Genomic DNA, 13294 nt, shown 5'->3' with positions numbered 1-13294 from the left:
GGCAGCGCCGACAACGATCCTCGCATCTCACCCTACCAATCGTGGTAATCTCGGGCTGACAACAGGTGCCGGTCGCCTGGAGGTGTGTATGCGGGGACTGCTTACGGTTTTGCTCATTTCTGGAATGGCTTTTGGGCAAGCGGCGGATTCGGCGAAGGCGGCGGATTCTTCGTTCCAATCTTTAACTTCAGCACAGGCTTCCGGTGCAGCGCAGACTTCAAATGCGGCGCAGGATACGACTCCGGCCCCGACTCCAGCAAATAATGAGACTCAGGCGCAGGAGCCGAATGCCGCTCCGGCTGCGCCGGTACCGGCGCAAGCCGCCAATCCGAACGCGGCCGTCATTCCCGCCGGGGCCAAGATTCCGCTGCTGCTCAAGCAGGCGATCTCGACCAAGAATGCGCGCGAGGGTGACGCGGTTTACGCCGAGGTTGCGTTTCCGTTTGTGGTGAACGAGCGCGTGCTGGTGCCGGCCGGAACTTATATCCAGGGAAAGATCATGCATGTGGAGCATGCGGGCCGGTCGAAGAAGCGGGCGGAGTTGCTGCTGCATTTTACTTCGATGATTTATCCCAGCGGCTATACCGTGATGCTTCCGGGCTCGGTGGACAACACGCCAGGAGCAGACGATAAGGGCGTTAAGGACAAAGAAGGAACGATCCAGGCCGACAAAGACACCATGAAGCGGGTTGAGGATGCGGCCAAAGGCGCCGCCGTGGGTGGTACCGTGGGCAGCATCGGCGGCGTGGCGGCTGGCGGCCTGAACGGCGCACGTTACGGCGGCCTCATCGGAATCGCCGGCGGGGTAGCGTGGGCTCTGCTGAAGCATGGTCCGGACGTGAAGCTCGAGGTGGGAACTTCCATCGAAATGGAAATTCAACGGCCAGTGCCGATCGATGCCAGCCGGATTCAAGTGGCGCGGGCAGGATCGTAGATCACTGCGATGAAAATGCCTAAACCATAATACCTCAACCATGAAGGGCACGAAGTATCACGAAGGCCGTCCAACAAAGCTTCCCTTCGTGGGCCTTCGTGACCTTTGTGGTTGAAGACCCAGAAAATTCCTCTTCGTCCATGCAGAGGACTGATGTTTCCGCTTTGCAGGGAATTCTGCGGCAGCTTTGTCCGCGCTGCCGTGCCGGAAAAATCTTTCGCCAATCGGTCTGGCTGTTTCCCAGGATGCATGAGCGCTGTCCGTCGTGCGGGCTCAAGTTTGAGCGCGAGGACGGATACTTTCTGGGAGCGATGTATATCGGTTACGGTCTGGGGATTGCGGCTATCGCGGTGCTTGCGGCGTTGGTATGGGCTCTGCTGCGCTGGCCGTTTATGAAGAGTGCGATTGCGGGCATAGTGTTGTTTGTGCCGCTGGCGCCGGTGCTCACCTGGATGGCGCGTGTGTTGTGGATTTATCTGGACCAGGGAGTCGACCCGGACCGGAGTTGAATGCAGCATGCGGGGCTTGCGGCGCATCAAGCCAAGCAACCTTCGCCGCCGCGATTTACCCGTTCCCAGGAATCGCCTGCGATACAATCCGGTTAGGAGCGCTGGGCTCCTTGTCTGGAGGCATGATGCCTGAAATTCTTGGCGGATTCGGTACCATCGCAGTAGTCGTCGTAATCATTTACGTTCTAAGTTCTATCAAGATCCTGGCCGAGTACGAGCGGGGTGTCATTTTTCGACTGGGGCGACTGCTGCCCAACGCTAAGGGGCCTGGGGTCACTTTGGTTTTCGCGCCGGTGGATCGAATCGTGCGTGTCTCCTTGCGGCAGGAGGCGCTGGAAGTGCCGCCGCAGGACATCATTACCCGCGACAACGTGACTTTGAAGGTGAACGCCGTCATCTTCCTGCGAGTCATTGATCCGAACAAGGCCGTGGTCGAGGTTTCGAACTACGTCTATCAGACATCGCAGTTCGCGCAGACCACTTTGCGTTCGGTGCTGGGCGAGCAGGAACTCGACGAACTGCTCTCGCATCGCGAGAAGATTAATCTGCGCCTCCAGAGCATTCTCGACACTCATACCTCGCCCTGGGGAGTGAAAGTCACCAACGTCGAGGTGAAGCAGGTCGATATGCCAGAGTCGATGCTGCGCGCCATGGCCAAGCAAGCCGAGGCTGAGCGCGAGAAGCGATCGAAGATTATTCATGCCGAAGGCGAGTTCTCGGCCGCGCAACGGCTGGTGGATGCCGCGCATTTGCTGGCCACCGAACCGGTCAGCGTGCAGTTGCGCTACTTACAGACTCTGACCGAAATTGGCGTGGAAAAAAATACCACGGTGATCTTCCCGGTTCCGGTGGATTTCTTCTCGGGACTACAGAAGTTGTTGGGCAAGGGCGACGCGACGCCTGGAACGGCAGCGTAGCAAGAAAGCTGAAGGTTTTGGATTTGTCGCCGCTCTCGACGCGGCGGGCGCGTCGCCCCGCCGAGACCGTAGGCCGAGCTACAAGTTATAGTTGTCGGGCGGAGCTGAACTATGGCATCGACAGACGATACGGAAATAACGCTGGGCACAGGCAAACTCCTGGTCCTGTTCTTCGGTTTGGTCGCGATCTGCGCGTTGTTCTTCGCGTTGGGCTATTCTCTGGGACGGAAATCCGAACCAGCGCTTACCACCGCGAGCGCGGCGGTCGCGCCACAAACGACGGGGCCGAGCAAGACGAGCGGAGCAGCGACGCCGCCGATGACGTTCTACAAATCAGTCGAGCAGAAGGATGCCAATCCGGAATTGACCCCGGTCGCCGACCCAAAAACTGATACCAAGGCCGATACAAAGTCCGACACTGCCTCGGCCGCTCCGCCGCAAACGGTGCCCACCCCTTCCGCGGCATCTTCTTCGACATCCTCGTCAACCCAAGCCTCCAACGCTCCGGATCCAACGGTCCTGCCCACGGCGGCATACTTCGTGCAGGTTGCGGCGGTCAGCAAAGACGAAGACGCCAATTCGCTGGTGGATGCCCTCAAGAAGAAACAGTATCCGGCGTTTGTTGCCCAGCCAATTCAGGCCGACAAATTGTTCCGCGTGCAGGTGGGACCGTTCTCCGATATCAAGGACGCAGAGACGATGCGAGCGCGACTGATCGCCGACGGCTACAGCCCAATTCTGAAAAAGTAGCGACGGCAGACCCCTGGCTCGCCACGGGCGAAGCCTCAGATTGACAGCCATCGATTCTCGCGCTATTTCTTGTAACTGATGACCGGCTCAGCGCCCCCCCATGACTCCTTTCTCGATCGCGCGTTGCATGCCATTGCCGATCCCACCCGGCGGCGCATTCTGCTGGCTCTTAAAGATGGCGTGGCTCAGACTAAGGCCAGGAAAGACAGCACGCGCGAATCGTCTTTATGCGCGGGAGATATCGAAGAGCGCGTTCAGCTTTCGCAACCCACGATTTCTCATCACATGGGAATTCTGACCAAGGCGGGACTGGTGGAGGCCGTCAAGAAGGGGCAGTGGCGTTGGTACCGGCGCAACGAGAAGGCGATTCGGCAAGTCCTGAAGACGCTGCGCGGGAAGCTTTAAAGCTGCGGTCAATATGGATTGGATTCGCGGCGCCATACTACGGCGTGCCTAGAGCCCACTTCTCCAAATCTCCCGTCGAGCGCAGAAGACCTACTTCCGCGCGCTCCAATTCGAAGGTTACATCCTGGAGAGCGATGAAACGTTCGCTGGCCTGCGAGTGAGCGTCGTTGAGATCGCGCGGCGTCGCCGTGCCGGCGTCTGCGCGGGTTCCGACCGAAGATGCGATCTTCTCGGCGATTTCGTATTCCAGTTGCGCAACGTCGCGGGCGGCTTGCATCTGGGTAACGGTGCGCTCCAGACGCAAAGTTTCTTCCGATGCCTGATTCTTGGCGGCTTCGGCTTGTTTGGTCGCTTTGCGTGCATCGGCATCGGCGGCCTGGGCGCGGGAGCGCTGCGACGCGTTAAACAGGGGAAATCGGACGCTTACTCCGATGGTGGCGTTGTTCTGCTGGAAATTGTTCGTCTCGCACAGAACGCTGATGCCGTCCACCGGACAAGGCTTCGAGGGAATGTAGTAATTCTGAAAGTTGTTGAATTTTGAAAACAGAGCATACTGCGCCGCGAAATCAACGCTGGGCCACAGGCCTTTGTGTTCGCCCTGAGCCCGTAGATACTGGGCGCGAGCGTGCTCGACGGCAGCTTCCACCGAGGGATTGGAAGGCGTAAGGTCTTTTGCGGGCATTTCGTGTGGAGGCGCGGCTGGAGCCGCGGGAATCGAATCGGCATCGGTCTGAATGCCGGCCGCTGTTAGTCCCGTAAGTTTGGCAAGGTGCTCGCGCAGTACGTCCGCTGCGCCTTGTGCTTCGGCGATGCGCAGGCGGACGCGTGCCTCAGACAGGCGCGCGCGAGTGCCGTCGAGTTCGCTGTCGATACCTTCTTTCACTCGCTCGGCGATCGCGGCCTGCATTTTGGCGGCAGCCGCTTCTGTTTCTTGCAGCTTGATCAGGCGCTGCTCCCACTTGGCGAGTTCGGCATAGCTCAGGGCCGCGTCCTGAATGATCTGGTTGCGCTCGTCTTTATTTTTCAGGGAGGCTACTTCTGAGTCGACCTTGGCGGCCCGTACGAAGTCGCGCAGCGCCGGATTCAGCAACGCGGATTGAGTCGTGACATTAAACAGAGACGGCGCGGCTCCCTCGAGGGTCAGCGGGAAGCCATACGAGAACCCCAGCCCTGCTCCGGTGTTGAGCTGAGGAATATAGTTATTGCGCAGCTCGCGGTAGCTGGCATCGGAGCGTTCCTTCTCGGCGGCCGAGATGGCCGTTCCGGTGGCATGAACCAAAGCTAGTTCCACCACCCGCTTGAAAGGGATCGATTCGGCCAGCAGAGATGTAGGGAGGAGTAAGGCTGCCAGAATCCACTTTGCGGCCTGCGCACCGCGGCACGAGATGTTCATTGTGTCCCTTTCACAGTGATCTGGAACTGAGTTCATGAGAAATTGGATGCCTGCGAGATTTTAAATGTCCGGCGGCGAGGGCGGCTGCGATTTCGACGCCGCTGGCAACGAACAAAATCTTAACCACACAGGGCACAGGGAAGCATGGAGAAATTCCTGCTGCGCTGTTCACCTCAGCGTTCGACTCGTTTCAAGTCTTCGACTCGCTTTAGATCTTCGGCGGCTCGCGTATAGGTATGAGACAGAGCCAGGGCAGCACGGAATTCCCCGGCGGCAGCGCTGCGATCTCCCTGTTTTTCGAGTACGTGGCCGAGCAGATCATGGGCCTTGAACGCCGGGCCTTCTTCCACGGGAGCGGACAGATAACGCCGCAGCAGTCGCGCCGCCAGAGGATAGTCGCGGCTCGTGCGCACCAAAAGACTGGCCGCGTCCATCAGCGACTCTGGCCCGTCGACGGGGCTGGATTCCAGACTGTGGAGAGCCTGTTCCATCTCGTCGAGACGGTTGGCATGAAATAGAAAATAAGCCAGCTCAAACCAGGCGCGGGTTCCGGAGTGGCTCATTGTGATCGCGGCGCGGTATTCGCGCTCAGCGGCCGCCGCGTCTTTCTCTTTACTGGCGATTCTTGCCAGAACCCAGTGCGCTATCCCTGGATTGATTGGCATCAGGGCGTCAGCCTGCTCACGGGCTTTTTCCTTGCCCCCGCCCACCATCCCCGGAGCCTGAATGTAGAATTCGGCGAGATCGCTGCGCGCTTCCCAACTCCGTGGATCCAACTGGACCGCGCGTTCAAACGATGTGCGGACTTTCTTGGCCAGGCCCGCCGCCGACATGAAGCCGACTCGGTCCGCCTTCTCGCCATAAACTCGGCCCAGCCACAAATAGTACAAACTGTTCTGTGGATCCAGGCTGCGTGCGCGTTCGCAGGCGCTGATGCCCCGGTCCCACTCGTCAATCATGTAGTAGGAACGGCAGAGCAGGTTGTACGACTCCGCATCGGCAACAGAGTATCCGGTCGTAGAGTGGCGGATCTGCTGTTCCAAAGTCTGAATGGCCTCGTCAGCCCGGCCCATGGCTAGAAGTTCTTTGGCAGAAGCGTCCGCAAACGCGGGCAGGAGGAAGCCCGCCAGCGCGAAGGACAAAATTATCCAGCGCCCAAATCGAAGCAACCCATGCCGAAGAAAATATCTCACCCGCGCTCTCCCTCCATGTCCTACGGAACCACCTTGACGGCGGTCCCATCGACGAAGGGTTTATCTTCCGCGGGCAAGGCCACGGCATCTCCTTGAGCAAGTCCTGCCGTAATCTCGACATGGGTGAGATTCTGAAGCGAATACTCAATGGTCTGGTGCTTCAGGTGATTGTCTACGATGCGATAGACGTAAGGATGGCTCTCATCGATGCGCAGAGCGTCGCGCTGCAAGGTAAGAACGCCGCTGTGCTCGGCCACAACGATGGTTACGCCGACGTTGACATTGGGAAGCAGGCGAAGATCTTGGTTCTCGACCACACAGGTTGTCTCACCCACATTTCTGGAGACGCGCAGCTTGACCGTCGAGGGCACAGTGTTGACGGTGCCGGTCCAGGTTCGGCCAGGAATCGCGTCCCAGGTAATTTCAACTTTCTGCCCGGCTTGGAGCCGTCCGATATCGGGTTCATCGACGAAGGCACGAACCAGAACGTGCGAGAGGTCGGCTTCCTGAACCAGTAGATCGCCCGCCTGCACGAACGCTCCCAGCTTCACAGGAAGCGAATAAACGGTTCCGTCGAAGGGTGCGCGCACGCTGGATTTGCGCAGCGCATCTTCGGCGGCGTCATAAGCGGCTTGCGCTTCCTCGGCCTGCGCCTCGATGCGCGCCGTTTCCGGTTTGGAATATCGGTCTTTCTGTTTTTGCTCGAGCAATGTGACGTCGGCCTGGGCGCGTTTCAGCGCGTCTTCGCTCTGCTGCACTTCGCCCGGCGATGCGGCGCCTTCCTGCTCCAGGCGGCGCAGGGCGTCGAGATTGTGCTGGGCTACATCGAGCGCGCTGCGGGCTTTAATCAGTTGGGCATTCAAGGTGAGAACTTCTTCCTGAGTGCCTCCACTCTTGAGCGACGCCTGATCCGACTGCGCCGTTTTGATTTGAGCTTGGGCCCGGGCGGCCAGCGTGCGAATGTCGGCATCGTCGAGTTGTAGCAGCAGTTGGCCCTTGCGCACATGGTCGCCTTCTTTAACCACGAGGCGTTTTACCGTGGTCGCAATGGGAGCGTGTGCCTCAAAATTCTGCATCGGTTCAATCTTGCCGTTGGTCGAAACCACGCTGCGAATAGATCCGCGCTGCACCGTGACCTCGCGAACTTTGAGTGGAGACTGATGAAGATAGGAATACAGGACGGCCAGCACCGCGAGCAGGACGAGCATGAGCCCTATCCACCGGCTGCGCGACGGCGGGTTCGAATTGTCGGTCGATGCCAACCAGTTAGCTTTCAGGGTGCGGCGGGTATAACCGTAACTAGGTAATTTACCATTCCCGCGGCCGCACAGTACCAGCGGCCGTTACGCCCACAGTATCTGATTGGATGCGGGCTGGGGCGGCGGCGATCCGAAAATGCAAATCCAGAAGGCCGAACGCTACAATAAGCGGCATGGCTAAATCGCCTCGCTACACGCCCCAGCACGCAGCCGCCGGACTCGACGCGAAGTTTCCCGAGATTGAGATCTGGCCCAACCAGTTTCCCGGGTACGAAATTGTGGTCGACGATCCCGAGTTCACCTCCGTCTGCCCCAAGACCGGGCTGCCGGATTTTGGCGTGCTGGTCATCCGCTATATGCCAGATAAGAGTTGCCTCGAGTTGAAGTCGCTTAAGGAATATTTGCACTGCTACCGCAACCTGGGAATTTTTCAGGAGAACGTAGTCAACCAGATTCTGGAACATGTAGTGAAATGGGCCAAGCCGGTATGGGCAGAAGTGCGAGGCGAGTTCCGCCCGCGCGGCGGAATCTCGACGACCATCGTGGCGCGATGGCCGAGGCCGAAGAGGCGGCGGGTCGCGCTCTAGCCGGATGCAGTTACTGGCAACAGAAAATCTATTTCGCTTTGTGTTTCGAGCGACGCTTTTTGCCCGCGAACATACGCGCGTCGTAACTCAGAAGCTCGGTCCCGCCCACCACGATCTTGTGGAAGTCCAAATGCTCCGGATTGAGCAGCCAGTTATTTTCACTCCGCGCCAATACCGAAGGCACCACGAGCAGGCAGGATGTGGAGCGTTGAACGAATTCATCGCCGAATCGGGCCAGTTCGGGCGGGGCCGGGGTTTCTTGCCAGTTCGGAGGAAGTTCGCGGTCATCGACGTGGTCGCGCAGCAGGTCAGTTGGGACCTCGGCAGTGGCTAGAACGAGGTCATCCGGGGGATCATCCGGATCGAGGTGGACGAAATATTCCAGCATGGCGAGAGACTGATGCTCCGAAGTATAGGTGAGTCGGGTTCCTGGACTCGACCATCGACCGCCATAAAGGTAGGCGCCTTCGCCATCAAAAGGAGTGCGGGCGTAGGCCCGTCGGAGCACACGATAGACTTTTGTGAATTTCACCGGGCTCGATCGAACGGGTCCAATGGTCAACTAATTCCGCCGTAGGCAATGCGTCCCAACACATTCTCGACCTGGCGCGATCCGAGTTCGGTGTCGAGAGCCCCGATCGGCGCAACCCCGCCCAAGGCGCGATTGCTGCGCTTAAGCCAACGCATGGCGCGTTCGTGGCTGCCCAGGCTCCGCTGTGCCAAAGCAACAATGCGGGCCAGTCGATAAAGACGATCGGATTCAAAACGCGCCAGGCGTCCGCTGCGGCGCCTGCGCTGCAGGCTGCGAGGAGAAAGATCGAGAGCATCCGCCAACTCTTTGAGAGTAAGTCCCGAAAAATTCATCAACTTTTCGAGAACCGCCGGAGGGAAGCCCTCGCGGATGGCGTCGCGCAGGTCGGAGTCGGTGGTGAGGGATCGGCCCAGAGTTCGAGGGCCACCCAATTGCTTCACTACGGCTTGCCAGTCGCTGTTCATAAATTAGACCCAATTCGGATCGGCATTTGTCATCGGCATTTGTCATCTATGATAGCGACAATTGTCGTCATGGTCAACGTGCGTGCTCGAATGATTTCGCCATGCTATATTCGCTCGATCCACCTTTGCTCGATCTGTATTTGCTCAACCCCGTGGCCCAGACCGATCTCCAGCCCCGCACTGCGCTAATCGTTCTAACGGCGCTCAATCTGCTCAATTATGTGGATCGCAACGTGCTGTTTGCGGTGCAACCGCTGGTGCAGGAAGAGTTTCACCTCAGCAACGCGCAGATCGGATATTTGACCAGTGCCTTCCTGGGCTTCTATATGATTGCCGCGCCATTCGTGGGGCCGCTGGCGGACCGCTATTCGCGCAAACTAATCATCGTGCTCGGCGCGCTATTCTGGAGCGGCCTCACGCTGATGACCGCGGTCACACACACATACACGGAATTGTTGATCCGCCACACGCTTGTGGGGGTGGGCGAGGCCACCTTCGTCACGATTGCGCCGACGTTCGTGGCGGATCTTTTTGCGGAAGAAAAGCGCGGGCGTATTCTGGGAATTTTTTACTTGGCGATTCCGGTTGGGTCGGCCGCGGGATATTTGCTGGGTGGAAATTTGGCGCCGCATCACGGGTGGCGATTTCCGTTTTACATTGCAGCGGCTCCCGGGTTTCTGCTGGCGCTGACGGTCCTCTTTCTGAAGGAACCGGAACGTGGTCAGTTTGACTCGCTCAAGGACGACGCGGATCTGCTGCCGCCAGGTTTCAAGGGCGCTGGCCTGAAACAGTTCGTTTTCCGGCAGTACTACTTTTCGAGAAAGTTGTGGTTTGGCGTAGTACTCAACCCGGCATTTCTTGCTGCAACGCTGGGCATGGCGGCCATGACGTTTTCCCTGGGCGGCATTCAGGTGTGGATGCCTAAGTTTCTTTTTAGCGAACGTGGCTATACGCTCGAGGCCGCTAACTTTGCCTTCGGCATCATCATTGTTGTCGATGGCATTCTGGCATCGCTGGCAGGGGGATGGCTGGGCGATTATCTGCTGCCGCGCATGAAGAGTTCCTACTACCTGGTATCAGCCGCCAGCATGCTGCTGGGGATGCCATTCATGATTGGGGCGTTGTTCGTACACGGGCCACTCATGATTCCGATGATCGCCGTGGCGGCGTTCTTTCTGCTTTTCAATACCGCGCCGCTCAACGCCGCAGTGATCAATTCGGTGGGGGCTCACATTCGCGCCACCGCACTGGCGGTGAATATTTTCATCATCCATATTCTGGGCGATGTTCCGTCCCCGACCATGATGGGATGGGTCGCCGACCGTCGCTCTCTGCAAACGGCTTTTATTCTGCCGGTGATCGCGATGGGGATTTCCTCTGCCATACTGTTCTATGGGACGAAGTTTGCCCCTGCGGTCGCAGTCGACGGCAAAGGTTGAACCGCGAAGGACGCTAAAGGACGCTAAGGTAGGCGAAGGAAATCTCTAGCTTTCCCCCGAATGTCTTACTTTCATTGGATTGCGGGAATCATTCTCGCGCTGGCGTGGGTTTCCCGCATCGTGGACGCCGCTCTTGGCATGCCCAGCGTAGCCGACGTTTCCCGTCCGGAGTGGGATCGGAATCCCGTCTTGCCCGCTGGAAATCCGCGCGTGTCGATCATCGTTCCTGCCCGCAATGAAGAAGAGACTATCGAGCAGGCGCTGAATATGTTGCTGGCACTCGACTACGACAACTTTGAAGTAATCGCGGTGAACGACCGCTCGACGGATTCGACCGGCGCGATCATGGAGCGAGTCGTTCAAAATCCCCACCCTTCGACAAGCTCAGAGCCTGCCCTGAGCTTGTCGAAGGGGCAGGCTTTCTCGCAAAAGAAACGAGAAGTGGGGCGCCCACGGTTCTCGCCAACCCTGCATGTCATTCATCATCGCGAATTGCCTGCCGGATGGTTAGGCAAAACTCATGCCATGTGGACGGCGGCGAATCAGGCTACCGGCGACTGGTTGCTGTTCACCGATGGTGATGTGCTCTTCAAGCCGGAGTCGCTGCGGCGTGCACTGGCCTATGCGGAAAGCGTTGCCGCGGATCATGTCGTGATGTTTCCGCGGATGATCATGAAGCAGCCGGGCGAATACATGATGATCGCATTTTTTCAAACGCTGTTCCTGTTCGGCCATCGGCCATGGAAAGTGGCCGACCCCGGCACCGACGATCACATGGGCGTGGGCGCCTTCAACCTGGTGCGGCGGCGAGTGTACGACGCGGTCGGAACCTATGCAGCGCTGCGCATGGAAGTGGTCGACGATATGAAATTGGGCAAAGTCGTTAAGAAAGCCGGTTTCGCACAGCGCAACGTCTTTGGCGGAGACCTGATTTCCATCCGCTGGGCGCAGGGCGCGATGGGCGTAGTCAACAATTTGACCAAAAACTTTTTTGCGGTGCTGTCGTTTCAGTGGTGGCGCACCGTGATCTCGGCCCTCGGACTGGCATTCCTGAATCTGGGCCCGTTTCTGGGCGTGTTCCTGGCGCCGGGCTGGGCGCGTTTGCCGTATGCCATAGCACTGGCATCGATGTTCACGATCTACGTTGGAATGTCGTCGCGCTCGGCGGTGCCTCCGTATTATTTTCTGCTGCACCCGGTCAGCACAACGCTATTTGTCTACACGCTGCTGCGCTCGATGCTGCTGACCCTGTGGAATGACGGCATCGAGTGGCGTGGGACAAAGTATCCGCTGGAGGAGTTGCGGAAAGGGTTGGTGTAAAGGATGGAGCTAACCTGCTCGCCCGATAGCTTGTCCCGACATGCCGCGCCCGAGCACCATCTCCCGCAACCGCATCGCGTTGGCGGCGGCGAATCCGGCCTGATCGTTGTCGAAATAAAAATAGACCGCTCTGAGTTCTTTCGCCCACGCTTCGATCTGTCGCGCCCATTGCGATAATTGCTGTTCGCTGTAGCTGCCCTGATACTTTCCGCTTTCCGGTCCATGCAGCCGGACATAAGTGAAATCGGCAGTGATAGCGAGCGGCGACTGGTAGCCGGCGAGTTGGTAGATGCACAACGCAGCATTAAACTTCCCCAGGGTGCTGAATATTTCCTCGGTAATCCACGACGCTTCGCGAAACTCGAACGCATAACGGAGGTCGGTAGGTAATATCGCAAGAAGGTTTTGCAGACGCTCCGGATTTATGCGCCATTTCGGTGGGAGCTGAAATAGGATCGGGCCAAGTTTGTGGCCGAGGTGCGCTGCTCGCGGCAGCAGATTGTCGAGGGCATTCTCGGGGTCCTTCAACTTCTTGTTGTGCGTGATAAAGCGACTGGCCTTCACCGCGAAAAGAAAATTCTCGGGAGTTGCCTCGCGCCAAGCTTCAAAAGCCGCAGCCGTAGGCAGGCGATAGAAGCTGTTATTCAATTCAACGGTGTCGAAGTGCCGCGTATAAAACTCAAGCATCGCGGACTCTCGCAACGTCTGCGGATAGAACGGACCTTTCCAGTGTTTATAGTGGAAGCCCGACGTCCCGATGCGGATCTCGCAGGACATGCGCGTAATGGATGTCTCGGCGAAGGTCACAGTTGCTCGCAACATCTCAAAGCCAAAAGATCTTAACGTTTAGAGATCGATAAGCCTGAGAGACAATTCAGTTTGGCGGTTCTTCGCCCTCAACATCTCCGAAAGTCTGTGTCGGGTTGGGCGTAGCTTTGACTTTGGCCGGCTTCTTAGTGGGCCGTAGGTGGCCGGCGCTGTAGTGGCCGCGGTTTTCGACATCGTAGCTCTTGGGCAGCGGAGGGATCATGCTCGCGCCTCCGGTGATTTGACCGATGCGATTGAGGATGATTTCCGCGCGGCCGTCGTAGAGCTTGACCGGTCCGTGAATCTCAATGGTGCGGCCCGCCAGGCGGCGGACGTCGCCCACATCCTTCAGGCCGGAAGGGAAGACCACGACCGTGAAGGGGCAAGCCATTTGCTCTTCACAGAAGTCGAGAAAGTGAACGCCCTTTGCGCCTACTCTTATTCGGACGACTTTGCCTTCGATGCATTTTGTTTCGCCGACATGTTGCCCGGCCTCCTGGATAGGAATGCAGTCGGTGGCGCGAAGCAGCGGAGCGACCAGAAAAATTATCGGCAACACGAACAGCGCAGCCGGGCTCCGCCTGGCGGGACAGCCGAGAGCCTGCCCGGAGCCTGTCGAAGGGGCGCCTGTCCCCACATGTGCATCGCCAAATCCGAACATGCCGTGATTCTATGAGCGGGAAAGAGAATGAGTCAGTGGGGGACGGAAATAAATTCTCGAAAAGTTCCAGAATGGAACGGAAAACCAACGTCCCCACTTCCCGCACGAAACGCGAGAAATGGGG

General features: G+C 58.3%; 15 protein-coding genes. 8 read left to right on the top strand and 7 right to left on the bottom strand.

Going from position 1 to position 13294, the window contains the following annotated elements; genetic code table 11:
- Positions 1 to 88: 88 nt before the first annotated feature.
- From VGM18_06175 to VGM18_06155, 5 genes are all read left to right on the top strand, one after another.
- Positions 89 to 934, top strand: coding sequence for a hypothetical protein (locus tag VGM18_06175; GenBank protein HEY3972571.1), 846 nt, complete (start codon positions 89 to 91; stop codon positions 932 to 934).
- Between the two features lie 140 nt (positions 935 to 1074).
- The gene (locus VGM18_06170) at positions 1075 to 1443 is read left to right on the top strand and encodes a DUF983 domain-containing protein (protein HEY3972570.1); all 369 of its coding nucleotides are present in this window, start codon (positions 1075 to 1077) and stop codon (positions 1441 to 1443) included.
- Between the two features lie 125 nt (positions 1444 to 1568).
- Complete coding sequence (locus tag VGM18_06165) at positions 1569 to 2360, top strand: slipin family protein (GenBank protein ID HEY3972569.1); 792 nt, start codon at positions 1569 to 1571, stop codon at positions 2358 to 2360.
- A 111-nt stretch (positions 2361 to 2471) separates the two neighbouring features.
- On the top strand, positions 2472 to 3110 hold the full coding sequence (locus VGM18_06160; protein HEY3972568.1) for an SPOR domain-containing protein: 639 nt from the start codon (positions 2472 to 2474) through the stop codon (positions 3108 to 3110).
- A gap of 78 nt (positions 3111 to 3188) precedes the next feature.
- Positions 3189 to 3515, top strand: a complete 327-nt coding sequence (locus VGM18_06155; protein ID HEY3972567.1) for a metalloregulator ArsR/SmtB family transcription factor — start codon at positions 3189 to 3191, stop codon at positions 3513 to 3515.
- A gap of 37 nt (positions 3516 to 3552) precedes the next feature.
- On the opposite strand, the gene VGM18_06150 is transcribed toward VGM18_06155, so the two are convergent.
- The 3 genes from VGM18_06150 to VGM18_06140 all read right to left on the bottom strand — a co-directional run bounded on the left by VGM18_06150 (position 3553) and on the right by VGM18_06140 (position 7309).
- The gene (locus VGM18_06150; GenBank protein HEY3972566.1) at positions 3553 to 4908 is read right to left on the bottom strand and encodes a TolC family protein; all 1356 of its coding nucleotides are present in this window, start codon (positions 4906 to 4908) and stop codon (positions 3553 to 3555) included.
- 173 nt (positions 4909 to 5081) lie between these two features.
- Positions 5082 to 6101, bottom strand: a complete 1020-nt coding sequence (locus tag VGM18_06145; protein HEY3972565.1) for a tetratricopeptide repeat protein — start codon at positions 6099 to 6101, stop codon at positions 5082 to 5084.
- A 20-nt stretch (positions 6102 to 6121) separates the two neighbouring features.
- Complete coding sequence (locus tag VGM18_06140; GenBank protein HEY3972564.1) at positions 6122 to 7309, bottom strand: efflux RND transporter periplasmic adaptor subunit; 1188 nt, start codon at positions 7307 to 7309, stop codon at positions 6122 to 6124.
- Between the two features lie 224 nt (positions 7310 to 7533).
- Here VGM18_06140 and queF point away from each other — a divergent pair, with 224 nt between their 5' ends.
- Positions 7534 to 7947 carry a preQ(1) synthase gene (gene queF / locus VGM18_06135; GenBank protein HEY3972563.1) on the top strand — a complete coding sequence of 138 codons (414 nt, stop codon included), beginning with the start codon at positions 7534 to 7536 and terminating at the stop codon, positions 7945 to 7947.
- 28 nt (positions 7948 to 7975) lie between these two features.
- Here queF and VGM18_06130 read toward each other — a convergent pair whose 3' ends face one another.
- Entirely contained in the window at positions 7976 to 8479 is a 504-nt protein-coding gene (locus tag VGM18_06130; protein HEY3972562.1) for an RES family NAD+ phosphorylase, read from the bottom strand.
- A 26-nt stretch (positions 8480 to 8505) separates the two neighbouring features.
- Positions 8506 to 8943: an antitoxin Xre/MbcA/ParS toxin-binding domain-containing protein gene (locus tag VGM18_06125; GenBank protein HEY3972561.1), complete on the bottom strand. Its 438-nt coding sequence runs from the start codon at positions 8941 to 8943 to the stop codon at positions 8506 to 8508.
- Between the two features lie 101 nt (positions 8944 to 9044).
- Between VGM18_06125 and VGM18_06120 the strand changes: the two genes are divergently transcribed.
- Together VGM18_06120 and VGM18_06115 are read left to right on the top strand one after the other, a co-directional pair.
- A complete protein-coding gene (locus VGM18_06120) occupies positions 9045 to 10382 on the top strand; it encodes an MFS transporter (protein ID HEY3972560.1) in 1338 nt (445 codons plus the stop codon).
- Between the two features lie 60 nt (positions 10383 to 10442).
- Positions 10443 to 11702 carry a glycosyltransferase family 2 protein gene (locus tag VGM18_06115; GenBank protein ID HEY3972559.1) on the top strand — a complete coding sequence of 420 codons (1260 nt, stop codon included), beginning with the start codon at positions 10443 to 10445 and terminating at the stop codon, positions 11700 to 11702.
- Between the two features lie 9 nt (positions 11703 to 11711).
- Here VGM18_06115 and VGM18_06110 read toward each other — a convergent pair whose 3' ends face one another.
- Positions 11712 to 12524, bottom strand: coding sequence for a DUF72 domain-containing protein (locus VGM18_06110; protein HEY3972558.1), 813 nt, complete (start codon positions 12522 to 12524; stop codon positions 11712 to 11714).
- A gap of 52 nt (positions 12525 to 12576) precedes the next feature.
- Positions 12577 to 13170 carry a hypothetical protein gene (locus VGM18_06105; protein ID HEY3972557.1) on the bottom strand — a complete coding sequence of 198 codons (594 nt, stop codon included), beginning with the start codon at positions 13168 to 13170 and terminating at the stop codon, positions 12577 to 12579.
- Positions 13171 to 13294: the final 124 nt, after the last annotated feature.

Origin of the sequence: Candidatus Sulfotelmatobacter sp. (assembly GCA_036500765.1) — a bacterium.
GTDB lineage: Bacteria > Acidobacteriota > Terriglobia > Terriglobales > Acidobacteriaceae > Sulfotelmatobacter.
Note: the sequence above shows the minus strand (reverse complement) of the source record. Positions and strands in the feature narration are given on the sequence as shown.